This window comes from Pseudomonas sp. E6002, from assembly GCF_013385565.1.
GTDB lineage: Bacteria > Pseudomonadota > Gammaproteobacteria > Pseudomonadales > Pseudomonadaceae > Aquipseudomonas.
The window spans coordinates 1-25,372 of sequence record NZ_JACAPT010000040.1 but is presented as its reverse complement, the minus strand read 5'-3'; the positions used below and the strand labels follow the sequence as shown (position 1 = coordinate 25,372).

24 protein-coding genes are annotated in these 25,372 nt (G+C 62.0%); 7 read left to right on the top strand and 17 right to left on the bottom strand.

Annotated elements, in window-relative coordinates; translation table 11 throughout:
* Positions 1 to 91: 91 nt before the first annotated feature.
* The 3 genes from HX815_RS27960 to HX815_RS27950 form a co-directional block, all read right to left on the bottom strand.
* Positions 92 to 1,390: an FAD-binding oxidoreductase gene (locus HX815_RS27960; protein ID WP_177029260.1), complete on the bottom strand. Its 1,299-nt coding sequence runs from the start codon at positions 1,388 to 1,390 to the stop codon at positions 92 to 94.
* Positions 1,387 to 2,475, bottom strand: coding sequence for a polyamine ABC transporter substrate-binding protein (locus HX815_RS27955; protein WP_003219153.1), 1,089 nt, complete (start codon positions 2,473 to 2,475; stop codon positions 1,387 to 1,389). The genes HX815_RS27960 and HX815_RS27955 overlap by 4 nt, the downstream gene beginning before the upstream one ends.
* A 161-nt stretch (positions 2,476 to 2,636) precedes the next feature.
* Positions 2,637 to 3,995 carry a glutamine synthetase family protein gene (locus tag HX815_RS27950; RefSeq protein WP_003219154.1) on the bottom strand — a complete coding sequence of 453 codons (1,359 nt, stop codon included), beginning with the start codon at positions 3,993 to 3,995 and terminating at the stop codon, positions 2,637 to 2,639.
* Positions 3,996 to 4,135: 140 nt separating this feature from the next.
* Here HX815_RS27950 and HX815_RS27945 point away from each other — a divergent pair, with 140 nt between their 5' ends.
* Positions 4,136 to 5,053: a helix-turn-helix domain-containing protein gene (locus tag HX815_RS27945; protein WP_087694147.1), complete on the top strand. Its 918-nt coding sequence runs from the start codon at positions 4,136 to 4,138 to the stop codon at positions 5,051 to 5,053.
* Positions 5,054 to 5,158: 105 nt separating this feature from the next.
* On the opposite strand, the gene HX815_RS27940 is transcribed toward HX815_RS27945, so the two are convergent.
* Genes HX815_RS27940 through HX815_RS27930 form a run of 3 tightly spaced genes read right to left on the bottom strand, consistent with a single transcriptional unit; the run spans position 5,159 to position 8,289 of the window.
* Entirely contained in the window at positions 5,159 to 6,256 is a 1,098-nt protein-coding gene (locus HX815_RS27940) for an acetoin dehydrogenase dihydrolipoyllysine-residue acetyltransferase subunit (RefSeq protein ID WP_008430742.1), read from the bottom strand.
* Entirely contained in the window at positions 6,253 to 7,272 is a 1,020-nt protein-coding gene (locus HX815_RS27935) for an alpha-ketoacid dehydrogenase subunit beta (protein WP_177029259.1), read from the bottom strand. The genes HX815_RS27940 and HX815_RS27935 overlap by 4 nt, the downstream gene beginning before the upstream one ends.
* A gap of 39 nt (positions 7,273 to 7,311) precedes the next feature.
* Complete coding sequence (locus tag HX815_RS27930; RefSeq protein WP_003219159.1) at positions 7,312 to 8,289, bottom strand: thiamine pyrophosphate-dependent dehydrogenase E1 component subunit alpha; 978 nt, start codon at positions 8,287 to 8,289, stop codon at positions 7,312 to 7,314.
* Between the two features lie 310 nt (positions 8,290 to 8,599).
* Between HX815_RS27930 and HX815_RS27925 the strand changes: the two genes are divergently transcribed.
* Positions 8,600 to 10,465, top strand: a complete 1,866-nt coding sequence (locus HX815_RS27925; protein WP_177029258.1) for a sigma-54-dependent Fis family transcriptional regulator — start codon at positions 8,600 to 8,602, stop codon at positions 10,463 to 10,465.
* A 133-nt stretch (positions 10,466 to 10,598) separates the two neighbouring features.
* Here the strand turns inward: HX815_RS27925 and HX815_RS27920 are convergent, their stop codons facing one another.
* Positions 10,599 to 11,378 (bottom strand): acetoin reductase, encoded by a 780-nt coding sequence (locus HX815_RS27920; protein WP_177029257.1) that lies wholly within the window; start codon positions 11,376 to 11,378, stop codon positions 10,599 to 10,601.
* A 190-nt stretch (positions 11,379 to 11,568) separates the two neighbouring features.
* Here HX815_RS27920 and HX815_RS27915 point away from each other — a divergent pair, with 190 nt between their 5' ends.
* Positions 11,569 to 13,731: a TonB-dependent siderophore receptor gene (locus HX815_RS27915; RefSeq protein ID WP_177029256.1), complete on the top strand. Its 2,163-nt coding sequence runs from the start codon at positions 11,569 to 11,571 to the stop codon at positions 13,729 to 13,731.
* Here the strand turns inward: HX815_RS27915 and HX815_RS27910 are convergent.
* Complete coding sequence (locus HX815_RS27910) at positions 13,721 to 14,851, bottom strand: MFS transporter (RefSeq protein WP_003219178.1); 1,131 nt, start codon at positions 14,849 to 14,851, stop codon at positions 13,721 to 13,723. The genes HX815_RS27915 and HX815_RS27910 overlap by 11 nt on opposite strands.
* Before the next feature lie 99 nt (positions 14,852 to 14,950).
* Here HX815_RS27910 and HX815_RS27905 point away from each other — a divergent pair, with 99 nt between their 5' ends.
* Complete coding sequence (locus tag HX815_RS27905) at positions 14,951 to 15,715, top strand: helix-turn-helix transcriptional regulator (RefSeq protein ID WP_177029255.1); 765 nt, start codon at positions 14,951 to 14,953, stop codon at positions 15,713 to 15,715.
* Positions 15,716 to 15,913: 198 nt separating this feature from the next.
* On the opposite strand, the gene HX815_RS27900 is transcribed toward HX815_RS27905, so the two are convergent.
* A complete protein-coding gene (locus HX815_RS27900) occupies positions 15,914 to 16,351 on the bottom strand; it encodes a carboxymuconolactone decarboxylase family protein (protein ID WP_003219182.1) in 438 nt (145 codons plus the stop codon).
* A gap of 111 nt (positions 16,352 to 16,462) precedes the next feature.
* Positions 16,463 to 17,500: an AraC family transcriptional regulator gene (locus HX815_RS27895; RefSeq protein ID WP_008430730.1), complete on the bottom strand. Its 1,038-nt coding sequence runs from the start codon at positions 17,498 to 17,500 to the stop codon at positions 16,463 to 16,465.
* A 203-nt stretch (positions 17,501 to 17,703) separates the two neighbouring features.
* Here HX815_RS27895 and HX815_RS27890 point away from each other — a divergent pair, with 203 nt between their 5' ends.
* Entirely contained in the window at positions 17,704 to 18,645 is a 942-nt protein-coding gene (locus tag HX815_RS27890) for a transporter (RefSeq protein ID WP_003219185.1), read from the top strand.
* Between the two features lie 127 nt (positions 18,646 to 18,772).
* Here the strand turns inward: HX815_RS27890 and HX815_RS27885 are convergent, their stop codons facing one another.
* The 5 genes from HX815_RS27885 to HX815_RS27865 form a co-directional block, all read right to left on the bottom strand.
* Positions 18,773 to 19,981, bottom strand: coding sequence for a DSD1 family PLP-dependent enzyme (locus HX815_RS27885; protein ID WP_177029261.1), 1,209 nt, complete (start codon positions 19,979 to 19,981; stop codon positions 18,773 to 18,775).
* A 59-nt stretch (positions 19,982 to 20,040) separates the two neighbouring features.
* Positions 20,041 to 21,369: a D-arabinono-1,4-lactone oxidase gene (locus HX815_RS27880; RefSeq protein ID WP_168197529.1), complete on the bottom strand. Its 1,329-nt coding sequence runs from the start codon at positions 21,367 to 21,369 to the stop codon at positions 20,041 to 20,043.
* A 77-nt stretch (positions 21,370 to 21,446) separates the two neighbouring features.
* Positions 21,447 to 21,815 carry a cytochrome c5 family protein gene (locus HX815_RS27875; protein ID WP_177029254.1) on the bottom strand — a complete coding sequence of 123 codons (369 nt, stop codon included), beginning with the start codon at positions 21,813 to 21,815 and terminating at the stop codon, positions 21,447 to 21,449.
* A 233-nt stretch (positions 21,816 to 22,048) separates the two neighbouring features.
* A complete protein-coding gene (locus HX815_RS27870; protein ID WP_177029253.1) occupies positions 22,049 to 22,801 on the bottom strand; it encodes an outer membrane beta-barrel protein in 753 nt (250 codons plus the stop codon).
* 123 nt (positions 22,802 to 22,924) lie between these two features.
* Positions 22,925 to 23,755 carry an arylamine N-acetyltransferase gene (locus tag HX815_RS27865; RefSeq protein WP_177029252.1) on the bottom strand — a complete coding sequence of 277 codons (831 nt, stop codon included), beginning with the start codon at positions 23,753 to 23,755 and terminating at the stop codon, positions 22,925 to 22,927.
* Between the two features lie 158 nt (positions 23,756 to 23,913).
* Between HX815_RS27865 and HX815_RS27860 the strand changes: the two genes are divergently transcribed.
* The gene (locus tag HX815_RS27860) at positions 23,914 to 24,159 is read left to right on the top strand and encodes a DUF6555 family protein (RefSeq protein WP_023658994.1); all 246 of its coding nucleotides are present in this window, start codon (positions 23,914 to 23,916) and stop codon (positions 24,157 to 24,159) included.
* Positions 24,160 to 24,194: 35 nt separating this feature from the next.
* Here HX815_RS27860 and HX815_RS27855 read toward each other — a convergent pair whose 3' ends face one another.
* Both HX815_RS27855 and HX815_RS27850 read right to left on the bottom strand, forming a co-directional pair.
* Complete coding sequence (locus HX815_RS27855) at positions 24,195 to 24,389, bottom strand: DUF6021 family protein (protein ID WP_003210890.1); 195 nt, start codon at positions 24,387 to 24,389, stop codon at positions 24,195 to 24,197.
* A gap of 24 nt (positions 24,390 to 24,413) precedes the next feature.
* The gene (locus HX815_RS27850) at positions 24,414 to 24,587 is read right to left on the bottom strand and encodes a hypothetical protein (protein ID WP_173883076.1); all 174 of its coding nucleotides are present in this window, start codon (positions 24,585 to 24,587) and stop codon (positions 24,414 to 24,416) included.
* Positions 24,588 to 24,740: 153 nt separating this feature from the next.
* Here HX815_RS27850 and HX815_RS27845 point away from each other — a divergent pair, with 153 nt between their 5' ends.
* On the top strand, positions 24,741 to 25,262 hold the full coding sequence (locus tag HX815_RS27845; RefSeq protein WP_087693365.1) for a DUF3087 family protein: 522 nt from the start codon (positions 24,741 to 24,743) through the stop codon (positions 25,260 to 25,262).
* The last annotated feature ends 110 nt before the right edge of the window (positions 25,263 to 25,372 follow it).

Genomic DNA, 25,372 nt, shown 5'->3' with positions numbered 1-25,372 from the left:
TGGTTACTTTGCCGCTTTTTGCAAAGTGACTCGCTGTAAGAGCGAAACCCTAGGTGGCCGTTACCGAAGAAACGGATATGTACCCAATCAATCACCCCACCATCTCCCGCACCCGATACCACAACATCCCCAACGCCAGCAGCGGCGAACGCAACACCTTCCCCCCGGGAAACGTCATATGCGGCACCTGGCTGAAAACATCCAACCCCCGACTCTGCCCAGCCTGAATCCCCTCGGCCAATAACCGCGCACACCAATGCGTCACGTTTAGGCCATGCCCCGAATACCCCTGGGCATAGAACACATTCGGATGCTGCTTCAGGCGCCCCACCTGGGGAAAGCGATTGGCGGTGATGCCGATCTTCCCCCCCCACTGAAACTCAATCGCGGTATTCGCCAACTGCGGAAAAACCTTGAGCATCTTCGGCCGCATATACCCCGCGATATCCACCGGATCACGCCCCGAATAATGACAAGCCCCCCCAAACAACAACCGCCGATCCGCCGAAAGGCGGTAATAATCCAACCCCACTTTCTGATCACACAACGCCAGGTTCTGCGGAATCAACTGATCAGCCACCCCAACCGACAGCGGCTCGGTCGCAATGATGTAGCTCCCCGCTGGCAACACCTTGCCGCTCAACTTCGGCTCCAATTCCTCCAGATGCGCATTGCACGCCAGCACCAGGCTACCGGCGCGCACGGTGCCGGACGCGCAACGCACCTGCACCGTGTCGCCATGGATCAACTCCAGCACCGGGCTGCCTTCAAAGATCCGCACCCCAAGGGATTCGGCCACACCCGCCTCCCCCAGCACCAGGTTCAACGGGTGCAGATGCCCGGAGCCCATGTCCACCAGGCCACCGGCATACAAGCCTGAGCCAACCACCTGCGCCATATCCTGCGATGCCACCAACCGCGTTTCAGGCGCATACCCCAAGGCAGCCAGGCTCTCCAGCTCCCCCTGAAACGCCGCAAACTGCGCCGGCGTATTCGCCAACTCGCAAAACCCCCAGCGCAAATCACAGTCAATCCCGTGCTCGCGAATCCGCTCGCCCACCAGCGCCACCGAATCGATCCCGGCCTGCTGCAGGTAACGCACGCCCTCCTCCCCCACGTACCTGGCAAAGCCCGATACGTCATGCCCAATCCCGCGAATCAACTGCCCGCCATTGCGCCCGCTGGCGCCCCAGCCAATCCGCCGGGCCTCCAGCAGGATCACCGACAGCCCGCGCTGGGCCAGTTCGATGGCGGTGTTGACCCCGGTGAACCCACCGCCGATCACACACACATCGGCGGTCAGGTCAGCCCCCAGCGCTGGGCGCCGGGGCATGGTGTTGGCCGAAGCCAGGTAATAGGAACGAGCGTGGTCGGAGGAGGAACGGTTCATTTGTTGGTCTTCACTTTGCTCCAAGACCGCGTCATCAAGCGCATGACGGCAGGCGTCGGGGTGGTGGAAATGTAGAGTTTGTCGAGCACTTCCTGGGACGGGTAGATCTCGGGGTTGTTCACCAGCTCGGGGGCCATGAAGGCCTTGGCCGCCGGGTTCGGGTTGGCGTAGCCGACGCTGGCGCTGACCTTGGCGATCACTTCAGGGTCCAGCAAGTAGTTGATGAAGGCGTGGGCGGCTTTCGGGTTGGCGGCGTCCGCCGGGATGGCCAGCAGGTCGAACCACAGGTTGCTGCCTTCCTTGGGGATCGAGTAGGCGATGTTCACGCCGTTCTTGGCTTCCTTGGCGCGGTTGGCCGCCTGGAACACGTCGCCGGAATAACCGAAGGCGACGCAGATATCACCGTTGGCCAGGTCCGAGATGTACTTGGAGGAATGGAAATAAGTGATGTACGGCCGCAGGGTCAGCAGCTTGGCCTCGGCCTGTTTGTAGTCTTCGGGATTCTCGCTGCGCGGGTCCTTGCCCATGTAGTTGAGGATCGCCGGGAACAGTTCATCCGCCGAGTCGAGGAACGCTACGCCGCACTCGTGGAGCTTCTTGATGTTCTCCGGTTCAAACAGCACGGCCCACGAGTCGATATGGTCGATGCCCAACACCTGCTTGACCTTGTCCACGTTGTAGCCGATGCCGTTGGTGCCCCATAGGTACGGCACCGAATGCTCGTTGCCCGGGTCGTTTTTCTCCAGCAGCTTGAGCAGCTTGGGGTCGAGGTTCTTGAAGTTGGGTAGCTGCGAACGGTCCAGCTTGAGGAACGCGCCGGCCTTTACCTGGCGCGCCAGGAAGTGGTTGGACGGCACCACCACGTCGTAGCCGGTACGGCCGGCAAGCAGCTTGCCCTCCAGGGTTTCATTGGAGTCGAACACGTCGTAGATCACCTTGATCCCGGTCTTGGCCTGGAAGTCGGCCAAGGTGGTCTCACCGATGTAGTCGGTCCAGTTGTACACACTGACCGTCTGCGCGGCGTGGCCCGCGCTGCTGAACAACGCCGCCAAGGCCAGCGGGAGAAGCTTTTTCACCAGACGCATATCGACACCCCTTTGCTTGATTGATTTTTATGTATTCATTCAGCCATTCTGCCCGTAGCAGCTGTCGAGCCTTGGCGAGGCTGCGTAGCGATGTATCAGACAAAATTGCGGCGGGCCCGACGCAGCCTCGCTAAGGCTCGACAGCTGCTACGGACGAGTCGTCAGACGCTCAGCAGCAGGAACTCACGTTCCCAGGAGCTGATCACCCGCTTGAAATTCTCGTGTTCGGCACGCTTGACCGCGACGTAGCCGCGCACAAACTTGTCTCCCAGGTACTGCTTGACGGTGTCGCACTCTTCCATGCGCGCCAGGGCGTCTTCGATGGTGATCGGCAGCCTCAGGTTGCGGCGCTCGTAGGCGCGGCCTTCCACCGGGGCGCTGGGCTCGACCTTTTCGATCATGCCGAGGTAGCCGCACAACAGGCTGGCAGCGATGGCCAGGTACGGGTTGGCGTCGGCGCCCGGCAGGCGGTTTTCCACGCGCATGGCGTCGGGGCTGGAGCTCGGTACACGCAGGCCGACGGTGCGGTTTTCTTCGCCCCACTCGACGTTGACCGGTGCCGAGGTGTCCGGCAGGAAGCGGCGGAACGAGTTGACGTTAGGCGCAAACATCGGCAGCAGCTTGGGGATGTACTTCTGCAGGCCGCCGATGTGGTTGAGGAACAGTTGGCTCTTGTTGCCGTGCTCATCGACAAACACCTGCTTGCCGGTGGCGATCTCCACCACGCTCTGGTGCAGGTGCATGGCGCTGCCGGGCTCGTCGGCCACCGGTTTGGCCATGAAGGTGGCCGCCACGTTGTGCTTGAGTGCAGCCTCGCGCAGGGTGCGTTTGAACACGGTGATCTGGTCGGCCAGGTCCAGGGCGTCGCCGTGGCGGAAGTTGATTTCCATCTGCGCCGGGCCGTCTTCATGGATCAGCGTGTCGAGGTCCAGGCCCTGGGCTTCGCACCAGTCGTAGACGTCTTCGAACAGCGGGTCGAACTCGTTGGCAGCGTCGATGGAGAACGACTGGCGGCCACTTTCGGCGCGACCGGAACGGCCCAGCGGGGTCTTCAGCGGCAGGTCCGGGTCTTCGCAGCGCTGGGTCAGGTAGAACTCCATCTCCGGCGCGACAATCGGCTGCCAGCCCTGGTCGGTATAGAGTTGCAGGACCTTTTTCAGCACGTTGCGCGGCGACAGTTCGATGGGGTTGCCCTGCTTGTCGAAGGTGTCGTGGATCACGATGGCCGTCGGCTCGATGGCCCATGGCACCACGTAGGTGGCGTTGGACACCGGGCGGCAGATCATGTCGATGTCGGCCGGGTCCAGCAGGTCGTAGTAGATATCGTCGTCGACAAAGTCCCCGGTTACCGTTTGCAGCAACACACTTTCCGGCAGGCGCATGCCTCGCTCATGCAGGAACTTGTTGGTGGGCGAAATCTTGCCGCGTGCGATGCCAGTCAAATCACTGATCACGCATTCGACTTCGGTAATCTTGTGTTCTTTCAGCCAGGCGGACAGCTGATCGAAGGGGGCGTTCATAAGGACCTCGTCATGGGTTGGATGCTGCGCCGCGGGCTTCCCTCGCGGCGCATTGAGGTCTATCTTGGGCCAGCCGCCCAACGGCATCTATCCACTTTGCGCCAACCACAACGCACCAATAGAGTGCGCCCAGGTTACCCATGACACAGGCAACAGCTTTGCGCGTACAGGCCTTCACCACCGGTGATGTGGCCGCTCAATGCAGTGCGACACCCGGTTGGGTGCAGCAGTACCAGCAGATGTCCCCAGGGCATTTCGCCGGGCAGATCCGCTACCTCGACCTGCAAGGTGTCGAGGTGTACGAAGAGCGGATGAACACCCGGGTGGAGCAGAACTTCAACGCGCCGCCGGGTTCCCTGGCGTTCTGTTTCGATGGCAGCGACAACGCGCTGTACGTGCTCAATGGCGAAAGCCGCAACACCTGGATCACCCCGGAAAACTACCGCGAAGTGGCAGTGGTGTTCGGGCCGCAGTTTGTCCAGCGCCATGGTCTGGATGTGGCGAAGCTGGAGGGGTTGTTCATGGCCCCGCTCAACTCCCTGCAAAACCCGTTGTTCAGCCGCTGGCTCAGCGGCACGCTGACACGGCTGTCGGCGACGCTGGACCCGCCGAGTCGTGATGCCCTTACGCAACAGTTGCTCGACGACTGCCTGTTCATCCTCGACAACGCCTGCGTGTGCCTCGACAAGGGCTCATTGCAGCGACGCACCGAGGAGCGAATCATCATGGCGCGCATTGGCGAATGGGCGGCGGATGTGCCGGATGAAACCGTCAACCTGCTGCAACTGGCGCGCATTGCCGGGGTGCCGTTGCGCCAGTTGCAGCACGGGTTCAAGACGTATACCGGGATGAGCCCGGCGCAGTGGTTGCGGTTGCGCCGGTTGAACAGTGCACGGCGGGAGTTGTTGAACCCGCCGTCAGTGGACACCACCGTGGCGGAGGTGGCGATGAATTGGTCGTTCTGGCATTTGGGGCGGTTTTCCAACAGTTATCGGGCGTTGTTTCAGGAGTTGCCCAGCGAGACCCTGAAGCGCCACCAAAAACACCGCTGGTCTTGAAGATCGTTCCCACGCTCCGCGTGGGAATGCATCCTGTGACGCTCCGCGTCACCCTCGGGACGCGGAGCGTCCAGGGCGGCATTCCCACGCGGAGCGTGGGAACGATCAGGTCCGAAGAAACGCCAGCATCAACTGATTCACCCGCTCCGCTGCCTCCAACTGCACCATATGCCCCTGCCCCGGCAGTATCTCCACCTGAGCCTCCAACCCCTGGGCATGGCTCGCCGGAATGATTGCGTCCTCACTGCCCCAGATCACCAGGCTCGGCTGCTGCCCCACCACACTGCGCAAATCCACCAATTGCCGACCACCGCTGAACAACGCCCCGGTGATCTGCCGCAACGCCTGCTCCACACCCTCCAGGCGCTTGAACTTGAGCATGTCTTCCAGCATCTGCCGAGTCACCAGCGCCGGATCGCTGAACAGTTGCACCAGTTGCGGCTTGAGTGCATTGCGATTGCTCGCGTCGATAAAACCTTGCAGGTAATCACTGTTGATCTGCGTACCCAATCCAGCGCTGGCGATCAGGGTCAACGACGCCACACGCTGCGGTGCCACCCGCGCGAGGTTCAGGGAAACCAGCCCGCCCATGGAATGCCCGGCGAGGTGTACCCGGTCAACCTTCAGATAATCCAGCAGTGCCAATACCGCCTGGCTCAGCTCCTCAAGCTCGCCCGTTTGCAGGTACTTGCCCGACTCGCCATGCCCCGGCAAATCCAGGGCGATCACCCGCCGCTCAGCCGCGAGCACTGGGTGATTGAACAGCCAGTTATTCAGGTCGCCACCAAAACCGTGCACCAGCACCAGCGGTGTGCCGCCCTCCCCGAGGTCCAGATAGCGCAGCAGGCGCCCGCCCACCTCGACCTTCTGTGCCGATGGCCCGCTGGCTTCAGCCTCGGCGGCACTGGAAACGAACCCCGCCTGGAACGCCTCGATCACCCCATCAATCTCGGCCTCGCTGGCCTCGCCTTCCACCACGATTGCCAGCAATGCCCCCACGGGCAAGGTCTCATCGCTCTGGGCCAACACCCGCCGCAGCACCCCGCTGAAGGGTGCCTCGACACTGCTGGAAATCTTGTCGGTCTCGACATCCAGCACCTCTTCACCCTTCTCCACCCGGTCGCCCGGCTGCTTGAGCCAGACATCAACCCGGCCCTCGGTCATCGACAGCCCCCACTTGGGCATGGTCAGTGTATGGATCATGCGGCATTCCTCTTGTCGGCAATCTTCAGCACCGCAGCTTCGATCTTCGCCGCGTTGGGGATGTACAGCTCCTCCAGGGCATCGGAGAACGGCACCGGCGTGTGAGGCGCGGTGACCATTTCGATCGGCGCGCGCAGGAAGCCGAACGCCCGTTGCGCCACCAATGCACTGATGTCCGTGGCAATCGAGCAGCGTGGGTTGGACTCGTCGATCACCACCAGGCGCCCGGTTTTCTCCACGCTTTCAAGGATGCTGTCTTCGTCCAGCGGGCTGGTGGTGCGCAGGTCCAACACTTCGCAGTCGATACCCTGGCGCGCCAGATTAGCTGCGGCTTCCAGGGCGATGTGCACCATGCGCCCGTAGGTCACCAGGGTTACATCGTTGCCTTCACGCACGTAGTTGGCTTCGCCGAACGGCACGGTGTACAGCTCTTCCGGCACTTCGCCCTGGAGGCTGTAGAGCATTTTGTGTTCGAGGAAAATCACCGGGTCGTTGTCGCGGATCGCCTGGATCAGCATGCCCTTGGCGTCATAGGGCGTGGCCGGGCACACCACCTTGAGCCCGGGAATATGCGTCCACATTGAAGTGAGCATCTGCGAATGCTGGGCCGCCGCACGCAGGCCGGCGCCGTACATGGCGCGCACTACAAGCGGTGTGGTGGTCTTGCCGCCGAACATGTAGCGAAACTTCGCCGCCTGGTTGAGCAACTGGTCGAGGCAGCAGCCGATAAAGTCGACGAACATCAATTCGCACACCGGGCGCATGCCTCGGGTGGCGGCGCCGACGGCCATGCCTACATAGCCGACCTCGGAGAGCGGCGCGTCGAGCACGCGGTCGGGGAATTCCGGGTACAGGCCCTTGGTGACGCCGAGCACGCCACCCCAGGCGTCCTGTTCACCGGGCGAACCGGTGCCGCCGGACACGTCCTGGCCGATGATGAACACGCTCTGGTCGCGGCGCATCTCCTGGGCCAGGGCTTCGTTGATTGCCTGCTGATAGCTGATTTTTCTAGCCATGATGACTTCTCCACGGATTGTTTTTGTAGTGGGTGGCGGTTAGCGGTAGGCGACGTAGACATCGCTGAGCAGGTCGGCGGCCTGGGGTTTGGGATCGGACTTGGCCAGGCGCACGGCGTCTTCGATCAGCTGCGCGACTTCGGTGTCGATGCGTTCGAACTGAGCCGCGTCGAGCCAACCTTCGGCGGTGCAGCGCTGGCGAAACAGGCTCAGGCAGTCGCCGGTTTCCCGCAGGTTTTTCACTTCGTCCGGGCCGCGATAGGTTTGCGCATCGCCTTCGAAGTGGCCGTAGAAACGGCTCAGTTTGACCTCCACCAGCGTCGGCCCTTTACCGCTGCGGGCACGCTCTACCGCGACGCCGAGGGCGGCGTGCACGGCAAAAAAGTCGTTGCCGTCGACAATCACCCCCGGCATGCCAAAACCCACGGCACGCTCGGCAATGTCCTTGCAGGCCACCGACCAGCCGGACCCGGTGGCTTCGGCATAACCGTTGTTCTCGGCCACGAACAGGCACGGCAGGTTCATGATCGAGGCCAGGTTCATCGCTTCGAACACCGCGCCCTCGTTGGAGCCGCCGTCGCCGAAAAACGCGACCGCCACCCCCGCGCTGCCCTTGAGCTTGGCCGCCAGGGCCGCACCGGCCGCCAGCGGCGCCCCGGCACCCACAATGCCGTTGGCGCCGAGCATGCCCTTCTCCTGGTCGGCGATGTGCATGGAGCCGCCCTTGCCGCCGCAGACGCCGGTCTTCTTGCCGTAGATCTCGGCCATCATGCCGAACACATCCACGCCCTTGGCGATGCAATGGCCGTGGCCACGGTGGTTGGAGGCGATGCAATCTTCATCGTTGAGGTGGGCCATGACCCCGGCGGCGCTGGCCTCCTGGCCGGCATACAAATGCACGAAACCGGGAATCTCGCCGGTGGCGAATTCCACGTGCAGGCGTTCTTCGAAATCACGGATGGTGCGCATCACGGTGTAGGCATGGAGCAATTGATCGGTGGACAGGTGAGTGGACATCTTGTTGTTCTCCAGGTTGTCTCGACACACAAAAGGCTGGATCAGGCCAGCTGCAAGGCACTCAGCACGGCCTGTGCCAACCCGTTGGAAAACCCGGGAAAGCCTTGACCCAGAGCAGTTGCCTGGAAGCGTGGACGTGCCACTGTGGGCCGTTCAATGAGACGCGCCGTTGCAACCTGCCCGCAGCGTCTGCGGCGCAATGAGACGCTGCGTCTCACCTCGGGCAGTTGGTCAGGCCGGCCTTGTTCCTCCCGGCCCATGGGCGCTTAATGGCGGGCATAACAACAAGGATCGAGAACCGGAGGCTTCAATGCTCGCCGTGAACTCCAAGGACCATGTCGACTGTGTCAGCCGCGTGGTACGCAACGCCGACCGCCTGCCCCAGGCTCCGGTGCCGTCGCTGATTTTTGATTCCTGGCGCCGCTCCATGGAGCAGCACCACCTCGACCCCGGTTCCCTGCAAGGGCCGCGCATCCTCACCAGCACCCTGCTCAAGGAATGCCGCGAACGCGCCGAGCTGTTCATGCGCATCGCCAGTGAGGAAGTCGGGCAGATTCACAACCGGGTGCGCCACGCCGATTACTGCGTGATGCTCACCGACGCCCAGGGCCAGACCATCGACCACCGCGTGGACGCCGGCATTCGCAACGACTGCCGCAAGGCCGGCCTGTACCTCGGCACCTGCTGGTCGGAAGCCGAGGAAGGCACCTGCGGCGTGGCCACGGTGCTGACCAGCAAGGCCGCGGTCACCGTGCACAAGCGCGACCACTTTCGTGCGGCGTTTATCGGCCTGACCTGCTCTGCCGCACCCATCTTTGATCCCCAGGGCAACCTGCTGGGCGTGATGGACGCCTCCGCCCTGAAATCGCCGGATGACCGGCGCAGCCAGCACCTGGTGCGGCAGATGGTGGCGCAAAGCGCGCGGGCCATCGAGAACGCGTTTTTCATGCACAGCGCCCGGCAACATTGGGTGTTGCAGGCCCACAGCACGCCCGGTTACGTCGACAGCCAGCCGGACATGCTGCTGGCGTGGGACCAGGATGGGCGGCTGCAAGCCTTGAACAGCAAGGCGCGGCAGGCCCTGAGATTGCGCTTCGGGCAGTTGCCGGAGCATATCGGCGAAGTGTTTGACCTGGACGCGTTGCGCGCCGTGACCGATCAATCGACGCAGCAGTTGCATTGGCTCGGCGAGCCGGGGGCGTTGCAGGTACGGGTCAGCGCGCCGCGGCGTAAGGCTGCACGTACGACGGTGTCTTCGAGTCATCAGGTAGACCCGCGAGTAGAAGAACATCTGCGCCTGGCCGTGCGGGTCAAGGACCGCAACCTGCCGGTGCTGGTCCAGGGCGAAACCGGCGCCGGCAAGGAAGTGTTTGCCCGCCAGTTGCATGAACGCAGTGCCCGTCGCGACGGCCCCTTTGTGGCGGTGAACTGCGCGGCGATCCCGGAAAACCTGATCGAGAGCGAACTGTTCGGCTACGTGGCCGGAGCATTTACCGGTGCCTCCAGCAAGGGCATGACCGGGCTGCTGTTGCAGGCCGATGGCGGCACGTTGTTTCTCGACGAGATCGGCGACATGCCGCTGGCGTTGCAGACGCGACTGCTGCGGGTAATGGCCGAAGGTGAAGTGGCGCCGCTGGGCGGGGCAAAAACCCGGGCGGTGGATATCCAGGTGATCTGCGCCAGCCATCGGGACTTGGCGGCGCTGGTGAGTGCTGGAAGCTTTCGCGAGGATTTGTATTTCCGGTTGGGCTGTGCGCGGTTCTGTGTGCCGCCATTGCGCGAGCGCATGGACAAACTGGCATTGATCAATCGGCTTCTGGAGCAGGAGGCGCGGCACAGCGGTGTTGCGGTCGGGATCGCGGCAGCGGCGCTGGAGTCGCTGCTGGGTTATGCCTGGCCGGGGAATGTGCGGCAACTGCGGCATGTATTGGCATACGCCTGTGCGGTGTGCGACGGCGGGACAATTCAACTGGCGGATTTGCCGGTGGAAGTTCGTGGTGACGCGGTTGCGGTGGAAACATCGGAAAGCGTCAGCCCGGAACGGCAGTTGGTGCTGGACGCACTGATTCGGCATCGATGGAAGCCGCTGGCGGCGGCGCAGGCGTTGGGGATTTCCAGGGCGACCTTGTATCGGCGGGTTAACCAGCTGGGTATCGACATGCCCGGCAAGCACTGACCCAACACGGTCAAAAATGTGGGAGCGGGCTTGCTCGCGAAGGCGGTGTACCAGTCAACATTTCCGGTGACTGACACTCCGCCTTCGCGAGCAAGCCCGCTCCCACATTTTTTGACCGAGTGATTCCGCCAGCTCAGCGGTACAGAATCCCGCCATCAATCAACGGCGATTGCCCGGTCATGTAATCCGAATCCGGCCCCGCCAGGTACGACACCAGCCCCGCTACATCCTCCGGTGTTTCCGCCCGGCCCAACGCAATCCCGTCCACATACTTCTTGTACGTCGCCCCTACCTCGGCGCCGGTAATCTCGGCCATGCGTTTGTCGATCTCGACCCACATATCCGTGCCCACCACACCCGGGCAGTAGGCGTTGACGGTAATCCCGTCACTGGCCAGTTCCCTCGCGGCGGCCTGGGTCAGCGCACGCACGGCAAACTTGGTGGCCGAATACACCCCCAGCAACGCAAAGCCTTCATGGCCGGCAATCGAGCAGGCATTGATGATCTTGCCCTTCTGCTTCAGCGCCTTGAATTTCTTGCCTGCGGCCTGGATGCCCCAAAGCGTGCCCTGCACGTTGATACGCAGCGTGCGGTCGACCTGTTCCGGAGTCACGTCCAGCAGTGCGTCAATCTGTGCGATGCCGGCGTTGTTGACGATGATGTCGAAGCCGCCCAGGGTCTGGTGGGCATGGTCCACCGCCGAGACCACTTGCTCCAGCTTCGAGACATCGGCGACATACACCGAGGCCTTGCGCCCCAGTGCAACCACCTCGGCCGCCACCGCTTCAATCTTCGCGCTGTTGATGTCCACCAACGCTATGTCGGCGCCGTCCCGCGCCAGGCGCAGGGCGATGGCCCGGCCGATGCCCTGCCCGGCGCCGGTCACCAGTGCAACTTTTCCAGCGATACTCATGACGATCTCCTTCAACGGTGAGAGAAGTCTTGTCTATCGCAGTTGCCAGGGGCCGCTGTCGAGCAGCAGCAGGATTGATCTGCGGGCTGAGACGGGTCGTCTCAAAGCGAACCATTCTCGAAAACTTGTAAAACGCCGCCGTTATGCCTAGCTTATGCGCCCTCCGCTCTGCGCTCTCAGGCCTTCCCCCATGGTTTTGCGTCTTCGCCCCGCTGCCCCTTCACGTTTTGCCCTCGGCCTGTTGCTCAGCGCAGGTATTGGAAGCAGCCAGGCGGCTGATATCGAGCTGCCGGAGGTGAAGGTCCAGGGCCAGGATGAATCCGGCTATAACACCGACACCGCGTCGGTGGGCGCTTTCAATGAGGCGCCGTTGCTCGACACGCCGGCCTCGATCGCGGTGTTCAACGAGTCGTTGATCAAGGACCAGCAGGCGCGCTTGCTCAGCGAAGTGCTGCGCAATGACGCCTCGGTGGGCGACAGCTATGCGCCCATCGGCTACTACGAAAACTTCGTGGTGCGCGGTTTCTCGCTGAATGCCGCCAGCAGTTACAAGATCAATGGCCGCACCATCACCGGCGAGCAGAACGTTGCCCTGGAGAACAAGCAGCGCGTGGAGCTGCTCAAGGGATTGTCGGGTATGCAAAGCGGGATTTCCGAGCCCAGCGGCGTGATCAATTACGTGACCAAGCGCCCGGAGGATGTGCGCTCGGTGACGGTGTCCACCGATGATCGCGGCAGTGGTTACCTGGCCACCGACGTGGGCGGCTGGTTTGGCAGCGAGCAGCAGTTCGGCCTGCGCGCCAACGTGGCCCATGAAGACCTGCATTCCTATGTCGAACATGCCAATGGCCACCGGGATTTCCTGTCCCTGGCGTTCGACTGGAACATCAGCCCCGACGCGGTATTGCAGCTGGATGCCGAGTATCAGAACAAGCAACAGCGCTCGGTGCCGGGTTATCAGTTGCTGGGCGGGACCGAGGTGCCGCACCACGCGTCGCCGAAAAAACTGCTGGGGCATCAGAGCGGTGCGAATCAGGTAGGGATTGATTCGCTGAACCTCAACGGCAAGTTTGAATATCGCTTCAGTGACCAGTGGAAAGGCAGCGTCAGCGCGGCGCGCAGCAAGGTGATGATTGATGATTACAGTTCGTTCGCGTGGGGCTGCTACGGGTCCGCGAGCTGTGCCGGGGCCAAGGTACCGAACTACTTCAGCCCGGAAGGCAACTACGATATCTATGACTTCCGCAGCCCTGATGACACCCGGCGCGATGATGAAATCCAGGCCACGATGACCGGGTTGTTCAATACCGGTGGCCTGGGGCATGAGTTGACGTTTGGCAGCAGTGCGTTTCGGCGAGTGGTGGACAAGCGCGAATCGGTCAACGAGATGATTGGTTCCGGCAATATCAATCAGGACCCGGAAAACTTCGCGCCCACCGATAAGCCCCTGAACGATAGCCATCGCAACCTCGACAGCCGCCAATACGGCCTGTTCGTCACCGACCGCATCAGCTTCAACGAGCAATGGCAGACCATCGTGGGCGGCCGCGAAGTGCGCCTGGACGAAAAGGCTTTCGATGATCAGGGCAACGAGTCGCGCCACACCCGGCAGTATGTGTTCCTGCCCCAGGCGGCGCTGATCTACAAACCGATTGAAAACCTGTCGCTCTACACCAGCTACAGCAAAGGCCTGTCCCTGGGCGGTACCGCGCCGTGGTTTGCCCTGAATAAAGATGAAACCCTCGCCCCGACAGTTTCCCGCCAGATCGAAGCCGGGGTGAAATACGACTGGCGCCGCATCAGCTTTGCCGCCGCGATCTTCCAGACTCGCCAGGCCTATCAATATGCCAGGCCGGATGACGCCGGCGACTACACCTACGTGCAACAGGGCGAGCAGAAAAACACCGGCCTGGAATTGTCCGCCAACGGCTGGGCCACCCAGCGCTTGCAGATCGCCGCCAGCGTCGCGGCCATCCGTGCACGGGTGACGGGCAGCGGCACGCCGGAATACGAAGGCCATCAAGCGATCAACGTGCCGAAACTGCGGGCCAGTCTGTACGCCGACTACGCCCTGCCCTGGGTCGACGGCCTGGCGCTGCTCGGCGGCGTGCAATACAGCGCCAACAAGTACGCCAATCGCACCGGTGATGTGGAAGTGGGCGACTACGCTATCGTCAACGTCGGCAGCCGCTACACCACCAAACTCGATGGCTATGAAACGGTGTTTCGCCTGAGCGTCGACAACCTGTTCGACAAGCGTTACTGGCGCGATGCCGGCGAATACATGGGCGATGACTACCTGTTCCAGGGTGCGCCGTTGACGGCGCGCTTGAGTGCCACGGTCAATTTCTGACGGTACGCGGGATCGCCAGGCATAGCGCCGCCAAGGCGCACACCAACAGGGTCCAGCCCAACTGCTGGACCCAGGCTGCCAGGGTCAACCCCACCCCGATCACCAGGTAATACAGCAAACCGAACAAGGCACCGGCGGTGCCAAGGCGGTCGCGATAAGCCGTGAGTGCCGCCCCCAGGACATTGGGAATCGCCATGCCGAAGGCCATGACCACCAACAGCATCGGCAACACGAACAGCCAACGGTCCTGTAACAGCACCACCAGCACGCTGCCCACTAACATCACGCCACCGGCTGCCAGCACCAGCTGTTCGCTGCCGGCCCCGCGCTTGAGCAACCCCTTGTTGAGCCAGGCCCCAAGCCCCGAGCCCAACGCCAGCAGGACGCCGCTGTAGCCGAACTGCTCGGCAGACAACCCCAGGCGCTGGAACACAAACGGCCCCAGGCTGTAATAGCTGAACAGCGCGATATTGAAGACCGCGACCAGCCCCACCGAACGCCACAGCGCCGCATCCTTGAGCATCAGGCCCAGGGTGCCGCGCAACGACGCTGTGGGCAGCGAGGCCGGGCGGGTTTCCGGCAAGGCCCACAGGCACCAGGCCAATAACGTCAGCGCCAGCAGCAACAAGCCTGTGAGCACCCCGCGATAGCCAAAGTGCTGCACCAGGCCCGCGCCAGTGAACAGGCCAATGGCGGGGCTGGCCGCCAGGGCAATGCCCACGACTGAAAACACCTGCGCCAGCCCGGCACCGCTGAAGCGGTCGCGCAGCACGGTTTGCGTCACCACCGACCCCACCGCCGCACCAAACGCCGCCACCGCCTGGGCCAGCAACAGGCCGTTGAACGAACGCACGCCCAAGGCCAGCGCTGTGGCCGCGCCATAAAGGGCCAACCCGGCCAGCATCACCGGGCGCCGGCCGAAGCGGTCACACAAGCGTCCCCACACCACGACCCCGAACGCGAAGGCCAGAAAGTACACCGACAAGGTCTGCCCCGCCGCCTCGGGCCCTACCGCAAACGCCTGGCCGATATCCGCCAGCGCAGGGCTATACAGGGTTTGTGCGATTTGCGGGAACATCAGCAGCGCCACCGCCAACACCAGCAAGTTTTTCAACATCATCCAGACGCTCTTCACGAGTAAACAGGCCAGGGAGTCTAAACAGCGGCAGCTGGCGTATTATCCAGACTTCGACACCTTATCAATGAAATCGGACATCCCATGGCATGGCTGGCGGCGCAGACACCTTTCGATCCCGACCGCTTCGACGCGCCCGTGGTGGGCATCGCCGCCCTGCTGGGTGATCACGACTCCGGTGTACATCAGCATCAGCGCGGGCAATTGCTGTTCACCCAACAGGGCTGCACGCGCATTACCCTGGCCAACCAGCTGTGCCTGTTGCCGCCCACTCGGGCAGCGTGGATTCCCGGCGGTGTGCCGCACCGGGCAGTGATGCAACAGACCGTGGATTACCGTTCGGTGTATGTCAGCCCGGCATTGGCCGGGCAGTTGCCGGCACAAGTGCGGGTGATTGAGGTGAGTGCGCTGCTGCGGGCGTTGCTGGAGCCGATGGCAATGGCGGCGTTCGACACCGATTGGCAACAGGGCAAATACGCGCATTTGCTGGCGCTGTGCCTGAGTGAAATCCGCGAGGCAGTCGAGCAACCGCTGCTGCTGCCCCTGCCCACGGACAAACGCCTGGCGCCGTTATTGCAGAACCTCGACGCGCTGCCACCGGAGCTGCAAGCCTTGCAACGCCAGGTGGCCGCCAGCGGCAAAACCATCGGCCGGATCTTCCAGCGGGAAACCGGCATGGGCTATCAGCAATGGCGCCAGCAGTGGCGCCTGATGCGCGCCATCGAGTTGCTCGCCACCGGGCGCAGTCTCGGGTACTGCGCCTTTGAGTTGGGCTTTGCCAGTGACAGTGCGCTGATCGCCTTCTTCAAGGCCATGACCGGCGCCACGCCACGGGGTTACTTCAAGTGAATGCCGACTGGCTGTAACCCGGTGGTAGATCGGCTTCATTGATCGTTCCCTCGCTCTGCGTGGGAATGCATCCCGTGACGCTCCGCGTCACCCGTACGCAAGACTTGAGCCTTGCATCGCCCGCTGGACGCAGAGCGTCCGGGGCGGCATTCCCACGCAGAGCGCGGGAACGATCAGTCATCCCGGCGTCTTGTCGGGTTATTTAGGCATCTTGCGAAAACCCACCGCCAGACGGTTCCAGCTGTTGATGGTGGCGATCGCCACGCTCAGGTCGACTTGCTCTTGCGGGCTGAAGTGGGCGGCCAGTTCGGTGAAGTCTGCATCCGGTGCGTGAGTCTGGCTCAGCAGGGTCAGGCTTTCGGCCCAGGCCAGCGCGGCGCGTTCACGGGGGGTGAAGAACGGCGTTTCACGCCAGGCCGACACGGTGTACAGGCGGCGCTCGGTCTCGCCCCCCTTGCGGGCGTCGGCGGTGTGCATGTCGAGGCAGAAGGCGCAGCCGTTGATCTGCGACACACGCAGGCGCACCAGCTCCAGCAGCGGCAGTTCGATGGACAGTTTGCCGACGGCAGCCTCCAGGGCCAGCATGGCTTTCATGGCATCCGGGGAAGCGGTGTAGAAGTCGGTACGAGCTTGCATGGTGATACTCCAGAACAGTGGGGATTGGTGTCTAGAGTAGTGACGAGGGGGCATTGGACAAATAGCCAATCCGGGGAAAGATCAGGTAGCCAATGGGGCCAATCCTGACGATCACCCCGGCCCTGCGCCTTCACCGCGAAACGCACTGGGGCTCAGCCCGGTCCAGCGCTTGAACGCCCGCCGAAAACTGCGCACATCGCTGTAGCCAACTTCCTCGGTGATCCGTTCGATGGACAACCCCGGGTTGCTCAGCAAGCCCATGGTCCTTGCCCTGCGCACCTGTTCCAGCAAGCCCTCGAACGTCAGCCCATGCTCGGTCAGGCGCCGGCGCAAGGTACGCCCGCTCATGTTCAAGTCACTGGCGACCTTTTCCAGCTGACTGCCCTGCAAATCCCGGGAAATCGCGCGCTCCACCGCCTGGATCAAATCCATTTTCTGATGCAGTTGCGCGCTTTCCAGTTCCAGCAGTTCCAGGGCCTGGCGCAAGGCCAGGGCATGGTGATTGGGCAGCCGCACATCCAGCCAGTGGCTGGCCAGGACCATGCGGTTATGCAGGCAGCCAAAACGCACATCCGCACCCAACAGCTGGTGATAGTCAGCGACATAGCTGGGCGCGGCGTGGATAAATTCGACCCGCAGCGGCATGAAACCCTCGCCCACCAGGGCGCGGCCATACACCATCAGGCTGGCGAAGAACTCCTCGGCGGCAAACACCTGCACCTCGGCGTAGGGCAGCAGGCATTCGATATCGACGAAAACTTCCTGGGGGCCTTCATGGGTGCGCGAGGTGGCGATACCACCGGAGGTGTGCTGATGACGTTCCCCGATGGCAAACGCATCGCGCAACGTCTTGCACAGTGAAATCACATGGCCGAGCAGGCCCAGGGTGCCGAGTACGTTCTGATGGCCTACCCACAGGCCCAGCCCCTGGTCGGGCAACACCTTGAGTGCACGCTGGATCATCGCTACCGCCTGGCGATAGGAAATGCGCTGGGCCGGGTCGTCCAGGTCGGCCAAAGTAAATCCCAGGCCACGACACAGGTGCTCGGCGCTCGCGCCTTTTTGCGCGACCACTTGGCCGAGGGTTTGCAACAGAAATGGCGAGACCAGGGCCAGATCATAGTGGGGATCAACGGCTTTCCTTTGCATGGATCTTCGATTCCCGACTGAGTGCTTCAGTTCTTGTTTTGGAAACATCCTGACAATCATAGGCTCTTGCAAGAACTGCTGCACTCTGGATGAAAGCTGTCCGCCAAAGTCCCCCTATGTGGCCGCCAATACCCTGCCCCGCCGGGCGCCGAGGGCTTATTTCTATAGGCAGCGTCGTCCTGATAATAATAATGAGCCCAGACATGAACACGACCCGTGCGTTTTACCCCGTGCAACTCGCCCTGTTGACCCTCATCAGCCTGCCGGCCCTGGCCACCGAAGGCGGCGTCGACAACATCGGCCCCGGCACCGATGGCTTCTACATCCTGCCGCTGGACGTCAACAACCTGCCCGACCACATGTTCGCCTTCAACATCTATTACAACCATTACGAAGCCAGGAAGCTCGATATCAGCTCGTTGGGTGGCAAGGTGCCGGACGTGAAGATCAAGTCCGACGCGATCATCCCGCGCCTGGATTACCTCAGCCCGTTGCGGGTATTCGGCGGGCGCCTGGGCGGCTACATCGCCCAGCCGTACCTGAAGCAACAGGTGTCGCTGTTCGGCATGTCCGACACCCGGGAAAGCATGGGCGACACCACCGTGGCGCCGATCATCCTCTGGGACCTGGGCAAGAACCTGACAGTGGGCACCGCCCTGGAAATCACCCTGCCCACCGGCGAATACGACGCCACGCGCCTGGCCAATACCAGCAACAATTTCTACACCTACAAACCGTTGGTGTCGGCGACCTGGATGCCCAACGAGCGCACTGAGCTGTCGATCAAGACCACCTACAGCTTCAACAAGGAAAACCCCGACACCCATTACCGGTCGGGGCAGATTTTTCACTTCGACTACTCGGCCAGCTACAAGGTGACGGATAACCTCAGCCTTGGGCTCAACGGCTACTACCTCAAGCAGACCACCGACGATAAGCAATACGGGCATACCGTGGTGAACATCTATGGCGAAGATGTGGATGACGGGGTCAAGGGCCAGGTGTTTGCGATCGGTCCGGCGGTGTATTTCACCTTCCTCAAGTACGCGAGTGCCGAGGTGCGCTGGGCCAAGGAGTTTGATGTGCAGAACCGGCCGGAAGGCGACATGTTGTGGGCGAAGTTGACGATTCCGTTTGCCCTGTAAACCCGGCAAAAACTGTAGGAGCGAGCTTGCTCGCGAAAAACGTCAACGATAACGCGGGCCGTCTGGATGAACGCGTCGTCCTTGGGTTTTTCGCGAGCAAGCTCGCTCCTACAGTGGGACGGCGTTGTCAGGTGTAGACCGGCCAGGTATCGACGATTTTCCCGCCCCGTACTGCCAGCAAATCGCCGAACTGCAGCAGCACAAACTCACTCTGGGTCGGGCGCAGAAACACCTGGTCTTCGACGTTCAGCCCCACCTTGGGCGAACCATTGACCATCTCCTGATTGGAGCTGCGCCCGTACAGGTCATTGCTCTGCAAGCCCCTGGGCGATTCAAACTCCGCCATCCAGTTGCCCCCATAAATAAAGAACGTGGCGCGCTGATTCGCATCCCACCACGAGAACAACCGCGACTTGCCGTCCAGCGCCGGAATGTCCACCGGCCCGGTGCTTTTCAACACGGGCGTGGCGATATAGGCCGCCGGCACATGCTCGCTCAGCGACGGCAAGTCATAGTGCGTCGGCTTGAGCAACGCCGTGCCCACCGACACCTCGCTGCTGAGCTTCTCCTGCTCGTGAATGCGATAGCTCGGGCTGCCTGCCGTATTCAACGTCAGCCCGTCGCGCCACAGCGGCGCAAAGTGCTGGCGGGTGTAATCCACATAGCCGTTGTAGCGCTGCATGACTTTGTCGAACAGGTCCTGGGGCGAGCCGAGAATCCCCGGCACACCCATGCCCACGAACGGGTCGTAGCCCATGAACCCGCTGAATTCCAGCTGCTGCGGATGCGCGCTGATCATCGTCAGCATCTGCCCCAGCACCGCGTTGTCGCTGATGCCGCCGCGATGCAGGCCCACATCCAGCTCGATATTCACCCGCAGTTTGGTGCCCAGCCCCTGGGCCAGCGCCAGGTATTGTTGCAGGCGCTCGGGCGTGTCCAGCAGCCATTGCAGCTGCCGGGACGGGTCGAACGGGCCCTTGTGGGTTTGGTAAAACAGCTCGGCGGAACGCACCGGCAACGGCTTGCCCAGCAGGATGTCGGCGTCGGGAAACACCTGGGCGTCGTGATTCAGAAATGGCTGATGAAACGACATCAGGCGCTGGGTGCCGGCTCGCTTGGCGATGTACGCCAGTAGCCCCGGCGACGGCAGGGATTTCTCCACCAGCCGCAGGTGTTTGCCGCCGCGCTGCACCGACTGCATCACCACGTCGATGTTGTGGTCCAGCTTGTCCAGGTCGATCAGCATCACCGGGCGCATCGGCCCATGGGCCTTGAGTTCCTGGTTGAGGCTGCGGAAATACTCGGTGTAAGGGCTGCCCCGCTCGCCCGGCCTCAGCAAGATGGCACCACCCACCAGCAACACGCCGGTGCCGAGCATGAAATGTCTGCGGTTCATCAGGCCACTCCCAGAATAGACGACAGGTGCGCATTGAGGAATTTGCCGCTGGGGTCCAGCTCGCGGCGCACTCGGGTAAATTCCTCCCAGCGCGGATACAGCGGCTGCAAAGTGCGCGCATTGAGGGTGTGCAACTTGCCCCAGTGCGGGCGACCGGCGTATTTCCAGAAGATCGGTTCTACGGCGGCGAAGAAGTTGTGGTGGTCCATGGTGTAGTGCTGGTGCACGGAAATCGAACAGCTGTCGCGGCCCTCGAACATACTCAGCGGAATGTCATCGGCCTTGACGTAGCGGTACTCGATGGGAAACCAGGTGCGCAGGTCCTTGTCGTTGATCAGCTTGAGGATTTCCCGCAGGCACGCCGGGCCGTGCTCGGCGGGCACCGAATATTCCATCTCGTTGAAACGCACGTTGCGCACGTTGGCGTACACCTGGAACGACTCGGCCACGCGGTCATCGAAGCTGGCAAAAAAGCGCAGGCTGTTGAGCAAGGTACGCCGGGCCTCGGGGAAATCGCTGCCGTATTTGTCGAGTTTCTCGATGATCGACACAAACTCGTTGCCGCCCGCCTCCGCCGGGTCGATGGGCGGGGTTTCGGGGTCGGTGGTTTCGTTCAGGGCGATGGACAGGGCGTAGTCGGAATGGGTCACCACGAGCATTTCCCAGTGCTGGTTTTCCCGGGTGTTCTTTGCCACGTCCTCCAGCAGTTCTTCAGTCTTGGCGATCCACTGGCGCTCCCGCAGGCGGTACGGTGCGCGGTTTTGCAGGCGGACCTGGGTGGCCACGCCGAGGGCGCCGAGGGACACCCGGGCGGCACTGAACACCTCGGGGTGGCGCTTGGCGTCGCACTCCAGCACCTCACCCTGGGCGGTCACCAGTTGCAGGCCGGTGACGCAACCGGAATATGAGGTGAAGCCCACACCGGTGCCGTGGGTGGAAGTGGAGATCGCCCCGGCCAGGGTCTGGTAGTCGATATCCGCCATGTTCGGCAGCGCCTGCCCGACGTCTTTCAAGGCCTGGCCCATGCGCGACATCGGCGTGCCGGCGGCGAAGGTGGCCTGCAAGGTTTGCGGGTCGTGATCCAGCAGGCCGTTGAAGTAACTCAGGGACAGCAACGTGCCGTCGGTGGGCACCAGGGCACTGAACGAATGGCCCGAGCCAACCGGCCGCACCTTGCCCGGTGCCTGGCCGATGACCTGCACCAGTTCATCAAGGTTCTTCGGCGCCAGCCGCGCTAGGGGCAGACAGGTTTGCGCCCCCGACCAATTGCGCCAGGGAATCAGCCGCGGTGCCCGGGCCAGCTGGGCCAGCACCGGGTTACTGGTCAATGCCATGAACGCGCCGGCTACCGCGCCGCGCTGCAATAATTCTCGCCGTGAAAGCCCCATCGCCTACCCCGTTATTCTTATTGGATGTGTTGACCCGACATAAAGCTGATCAGCCCCAGGAATTGCTCTTCGGAGCACTGCACGCACAGGCCCATCGGCGGCATGCCGTTGTAGCCGTTGATGGTGTGGTCCAGCAGGGTGTCCGGGCCCTGGGCAAGGCGCGGGCTCCAGGCCGGGCCGTCACCGGTCAGCGGCGCACCGGAGGCCGGGTTGGCGTGGCACAGCTTGCAACTGGTGTCGTAGACCTGGGCCAGGGCTGCGTCGCCGGGCATGGCATTGGCCGCCGTGGCGCGTTCGGGGGGATGTTTCGGTTTGTCGTCACAGGCTGTCAGCAGGCAGGTCACGACCAGCAGCAGACTGATGCGACGGGGGTTGATTGCCCGCATAGCCACCTTCTCTCTTATTGTGTAAAAGCGTGATCCACACTAAGGCAGCCAGGGCGCGGCGTTGAGGGTATTGGGGGACAGAAAGGGGGGCTTGGGCGGACAGGCTTCAGCGGCTGATCGTTCCCACGCTCTGCGTGGGAACGCCGCCTTGGACGCTCTGCGTCCGCGTTGTGACGCAGAGCGTCACGGGATGCATTCCCACGCAGAGCGTGGGAACAATCAGTCAGGCAGATTTAGAACGCGATACCGACCTTGAACCCATACTCGTCACGCTTGAGCTTGGTGTTGTCGGCCACGTACGAATCGTCATCGAGCTTGTACTCGGTGCGGGTGTAGTACAGGCCCGCCATCACTGGCAGATCGCCTTTCTGGTTCATCAGCAGGCTGACTTCGGCGTACGGGTTGGTGCGGTCCTTGAGGTCCACGGTGTCGCTGCCGATGCCGTCGACCTTGAGCTTGGCGCGGCCGTCGATGGTATGGCGGGCGCCCAGTTCAACACGCATGGTCATGTCATCGAACTGGTGGTTGTAGCCCAGGGCCGCCTTGGCGAACGGCGATTTGTTGGTGAGTTTCATGTCGTAGTCGCCCGAGTCCGGCTCGTAGCGGGTCCAGCTGTAGCCGCCACCCACCAGCACGTCGACGAAGTTGCGCGCATCCAGCGCGGTACGCCAGCCGAGGTCGAGGTCGGCCTGGCCTTCCTTGAGCTTGTTGTCGCTCTTCTCGCCGTACTTGGCTTCGATACCGGCCTGGTAGATAAAGCCGGATTCAGCCGTCAGCTTGTTGCCGAAGTTATAGAACAGGCCGGCTTCAGGCATGTGGTCCTTGTCGCTTTGGCTACCGCCTTCGAGTTTGAAGTCGTTGTAGCTGCCGAGGATCCCGAAGGTGGAAATCGGGTCGGTCGGCGCTGCGGCGAACACCACACCAGGTGCCGCGATCAAGGCCAGGACCGAGGAATTCTTGAGGATCTTTCCGAATAGTTTGGACATCGTTTTACGTCTCCATTGCAGGTGGCAAATTATTCAGGAAACGCTTCGAACCCTCGTTTTGGCGAAAGGTTCGAATTAATTTGCACCTTTTTCGAGGTAAAACGGTTCAGCGAAGGCTCTATATCAAGCGTCTTGGACGGGAGCCAGCAAACGACCGAGAATTGACCGCAACTGCGGATGCGCCGGCAGGCGAATGCCAAAGCTGGCCTGCAACAGGTTCAGCAACTCTTCGACGTCCTCGATTGCACGCTTTTCGCTGGCCCGGTCCAGGTAGTGAATCGCGTACTGGCCGTTGTTCAGCGTGCGGCGAAATCCCGGGCCAATCAGTGCGACTTTCAGCTGGCCGAGGAACGGCGAATCCGGGTGGGTGGAGACGTACCAGTTACCGATCTCGTAGTCGAAGTGTGACTGCACCTGCAGGTCGAACACATATAAGCCGCGCCACTCACCGGCGACCTGCGCCCACAAGGTGTAGCTGCCCTCGTCCAGGCTCAGGCGATAGGGTTCATGGGCGGTGGCCTGGGTGGCATCGGTGTCCAGTTGCAAGGGACTGGTGGGCACCATGCCACCAAAGCCGACATCACTGATGTAACGCACGCCGTCCAGGGTCACCAGGCTCAGCCGATGGGTGCGCGCCGTCAGTGCATCGGGTGGCCCCCCCATCACCACACGGCCGGTAATGCCCCGCGCCTCGAAGCCCAACTCCTGCAACAAGGCCAGGAACAGCTGGTTCAGCTCGTAGCAATAACCACCACGGCCGTCGAACAGGACTTTTTGTTCGACGCTCGGCAAATCGATCGGCACCGGTGCGTGCAGCAGGGTCGACAGGCTTTCAAACGCGAAGGTGCTGACATGGCGCAACTGCAGATCCTGCAGGGTTTGCAGGGTGGGCGGAGGCGGCGTGTCGTAGCCCAGACGTTGCAGGTAGAGACGGCTGTGGGTCAGCTCTGGCATGACGCAATCCTGGAGTCGGTGGCGAAAGCACCACTAATACCCTGACGGCGGTTATTTGCCAATTGTGGGTTGAATCAAATGCAAGTCCTCAGATGCACAAACTTTCTGAACCTTTCTGAACTGATTTATATCCATTCACTACAAGACAGGGAGGCATCATGAGTACCGCAATGATCTACACCATCCACTACTTGCTACACGGCGAACCAAAAACCTTTGTGGTGCGTGCCGAGGTCATGAACAACGCCGAAGCGTGGCATTGGGCGGCCGTTGATGCCGACATTGCCCACGTGGGGCGGATAGGCCGGCCGGGCCACGAGCGGGTGAAAAAGACCACTCGTCCCTGGGCGGAGAAGTTCGGCATCACCGAGGTGACATGGACAGCCCCGAAACGGCTTGGTTGAGGAATAAAAAGCCCCGCACGACGGCGGGGCTTGTTTCACTTTTTCAGATCACCGAGGGGATCATAGGCCGGCTTCTTGCCGGTTTTTTCTGGCTTGTCCAACGGGGCAATGGCGGGACCTACCGGGTCGACCTGTGGGTCTGCGACGTCCGGGGAATCGGGGTCGAAACCCAATTCGTCCTTGCCGCTGGAATGCTCGGATGAATGCGGGCCGCTTGTACGATTAGTCATAACTACCTCCTTGGCGCGCCGGGTCTACAGCGGGCGGGCCTTGTCGTGCAGGTTTTCCAGGTCTTCCTCGACCTGCTCTTCTTCGTCTTGCCGTTCGGCCGGGTCGTTGGGGCGCAGGGCGTCGTTGTCACGCTCCTCTTCGCCGGGCGTGCGGTCGGGGTTGGGTGTGCCGGGCGACTGTTGCTGGTACCGGGTCATGGTTCACCTCACTTGGGGGTCGGTTGCCTACAGGGGTTAGAGAAATTGCGCTGATCCATCGTTCAACCTGATTACCGTCACTCCGACGGGTGAAGCATGAGAAGATGCTGGCCGGCGTTATAACCCTACTTGTGCCATGGAGACTGACCCTGGATGTTTGAGCTCAAACCGTGCGACCCGATTGTTTTTCGCCAGCAGACGCGACGCAGTACGTTGATAGTCGCGGGGTTGTTTGTGGTGTTGGCGATGGTGCTTTCCAGCCTGGCGGTGATGCTGTTTGGTGAGCCTGGGGGGGATAATTTTCGCTTTAATGTGGGCGGGGTGTTTGCCGGGGTGTTGATTACCGTAGGGCTGGTGCGGGGGCCGTTCTGGAACCAGGCCTGGTTCGCGCCGGCGGTGTATGGGTGGCAGCTCAAGCGCAGCCTGATGAGTGTGACTAATGTGATGCACAAGGTGACTGACGGGGTGAAGGCGAATGATCCGGTGGCGATCAAGTTGCTGCGGTTTTATCACCTTGGGTTGATGCAGATGCACGAACTGGACGCCAATTCGAGTTCTCAGGCGCAGTTGGTGCGGGAGGTTGATGAGCATCTGGAGAAGATGCGGGGGTTGGGGATTGAGCCTGACCAGACGCGGCTGGATCCGGATTGGGTTGAGGCTGTGAAGGCTCGCTGATTGGGGGGCATATCCGTTATTTGGGTGATGGCTGATATGGGTTCCGCTCTTACAGCGGCTCACTTTTGAACAGCGCAAAAGTAAGCAAAACGCTCTTGCCCCACCACTCG

What these genes read in the sequence shown, in the direction of transcription:
- HX815_RS27920 (WP_177029257.1), bottom strand. Translation starts at nt 11,378, where the DNA reads ATGAGTATCGCTGGAAAAGTTGCACTGGTGACCGGCGCCGGGCAGGGC.
- HX815_RS27945 (WP_087694147.1), top strand. Translation starts at nt 4,136, where the DNA reads ATGACACAGGCAACAGCTTTGCGCGTACAGGCCTTCACCACCGGTGAT.
- HX815_RS27935 (WP_177029259.1), bottom strand. Translation starts at nt 7,272, where the DNA reads ATGGCTAGAAAAATCAGCTATCAGCAGGCAATCAACGAAGCCCTGGCC.
- HX815_RS27940 (WP_008430742.1), bottom strand. Translation starts at nt 6,256, where the DNA reads ATGATCCATACACTGACCATGCCCAAGTGGGGGCTGTCGATGACCGAG.
- HX815_RS27900 (WP_003219182.1), bottom strand. Translation starts at nt 16,351, where the DNA reads ATGCAAGCTCGTACCGACTTCTACACCGCTTCCCCGGATGCCATGAAA.
- HX815_RS27850 (WP_173883076.1), bottom strand. Translation starts at nt 24,587, where the DNA reads ATGACCCGGTACCAGCAACAGTCGCCCGGCACACCCAACCCCGACCGC.
- HX815_RS27955 (WP_003219153.1), bottom strand. Translation starts at nt 2,475, where the DNA reads ATGCGTCTGGTGAAAAAGCTTCTCCCGCTGGCCTTGGCGGCGTTGTTC.
- HX815_RS27905 (WP_177029255.1), top strand. Translation starts at nt 14,951, where the DNA reads ATGGCATGGCTGGCGGCGCAGACACCTTTCGATCCCGACCGCTTCGAC.
- HX815_RS27865 (WP_177029252.1), bottom strand. Translation starts at nt 23,755, where the DNA reads ATGCCAGAGCTGACCCACAGCCGTCTCTACCTGCAACGTCTGGGCTAC.
- HX815_RS27925 (WP_177029258.1), top strand. Translation starts at nt 8,600, where the DNA reads ATGCTCGCCGTGAACTCCAAGGACCATGTCGACTGTGTCAGCCGCGTG.
- HX815_RS27915 (WP_177029256.1), top strand. Translation starts at nt 11,569, where the DNA reads ATGGTTTTGCGTCTTCGCCCCGCTGCCCCTTCACGTTTTGCCCTCGGC.
- HX815_RS27950 (WP_003219154.1), bottom strand. Translation starts at nt 3,995, where the DNA reads ATGAACGCCCCCTTCGATCAGCTGTCCGCCTGGCTGAAAGAACACAAG.
- HX815_RS27845 (WP_087693365.1), top strand. Translation starts at nt 24,741, where the DNA reads ATGTTTGAGCTCAAACCGTGCGACCCGATTGTTTTTCGCCAGCAGACG.
- HX815_RS27870 (WP_177029253.1), bottom strand. Translation starts at nt 22,801, where the DNA reads ATGTCCAAACTATTCGGAAAGATCCTCAAGAATTCCTCGGTCCTGGCC.
- HX815_RS27960 (WP_177029260.1), bottom strand. Translation starts at nt 1,390, where the DNA reads ATGAACCGTTCCTCCTCCGACCACGCTCGTTCCTATTACCTGGCTTCG.
- HX815_RS27910 (WP_003219178.1), bottom strand. Translation starts at nt 14,851, where the DNA reads ATGATGTTGAAAAACTTGCTGGTGTTGGCGGTGGCGCTGCTGATGTTC.
- HX815_RS27890 (WP_003219185.1), top strand. Translation starts at nt 17,704, where the DNA reads ATGAACACGACCCGTGCGTTTTACCCCGTGCAACTCGCCCTGTTGACC.
- HX815_RS27895 (WP_008430730.1), bottom strand. Translation starts at nt 17,500, where the DNA reads ATGCAAAGGAAAGCCGTTGATCCCCACTATGATCTGGCCCTGGTCTCG.
- HX815_RS27930 (WP_003219159.1), bottom strand. Translation starts at nt 8,289, where the DNA reads ATGTCCACTCACCTGTCCACCGATCAATTGCTCCATGCCTACACCGTG.
- HX815_RS27855 (WP_003210890.1), bottom strand. Translation starts at nt 24,389, where the DNA reads ATGACTAATCGTACAAGCGGCCCGCATTCATCCGAGCATTCCAGCGGC.
- HX815_RS27860 (WP_023658994.1), top strand. Translation starts at nt 23,914, where the DNA reads ATGAGTACCGCAATGATCTACACCATCCACTACTTGCTACACGGCGAA.
- HX815_RS27875 (WP_177029254.1), bottom strand. Translation starts at nt 21,815, where the DNA reads ATGCGGGCAATCAACCCCCGTCGCATCAGTCTGCTGCTGGTCGTGACC.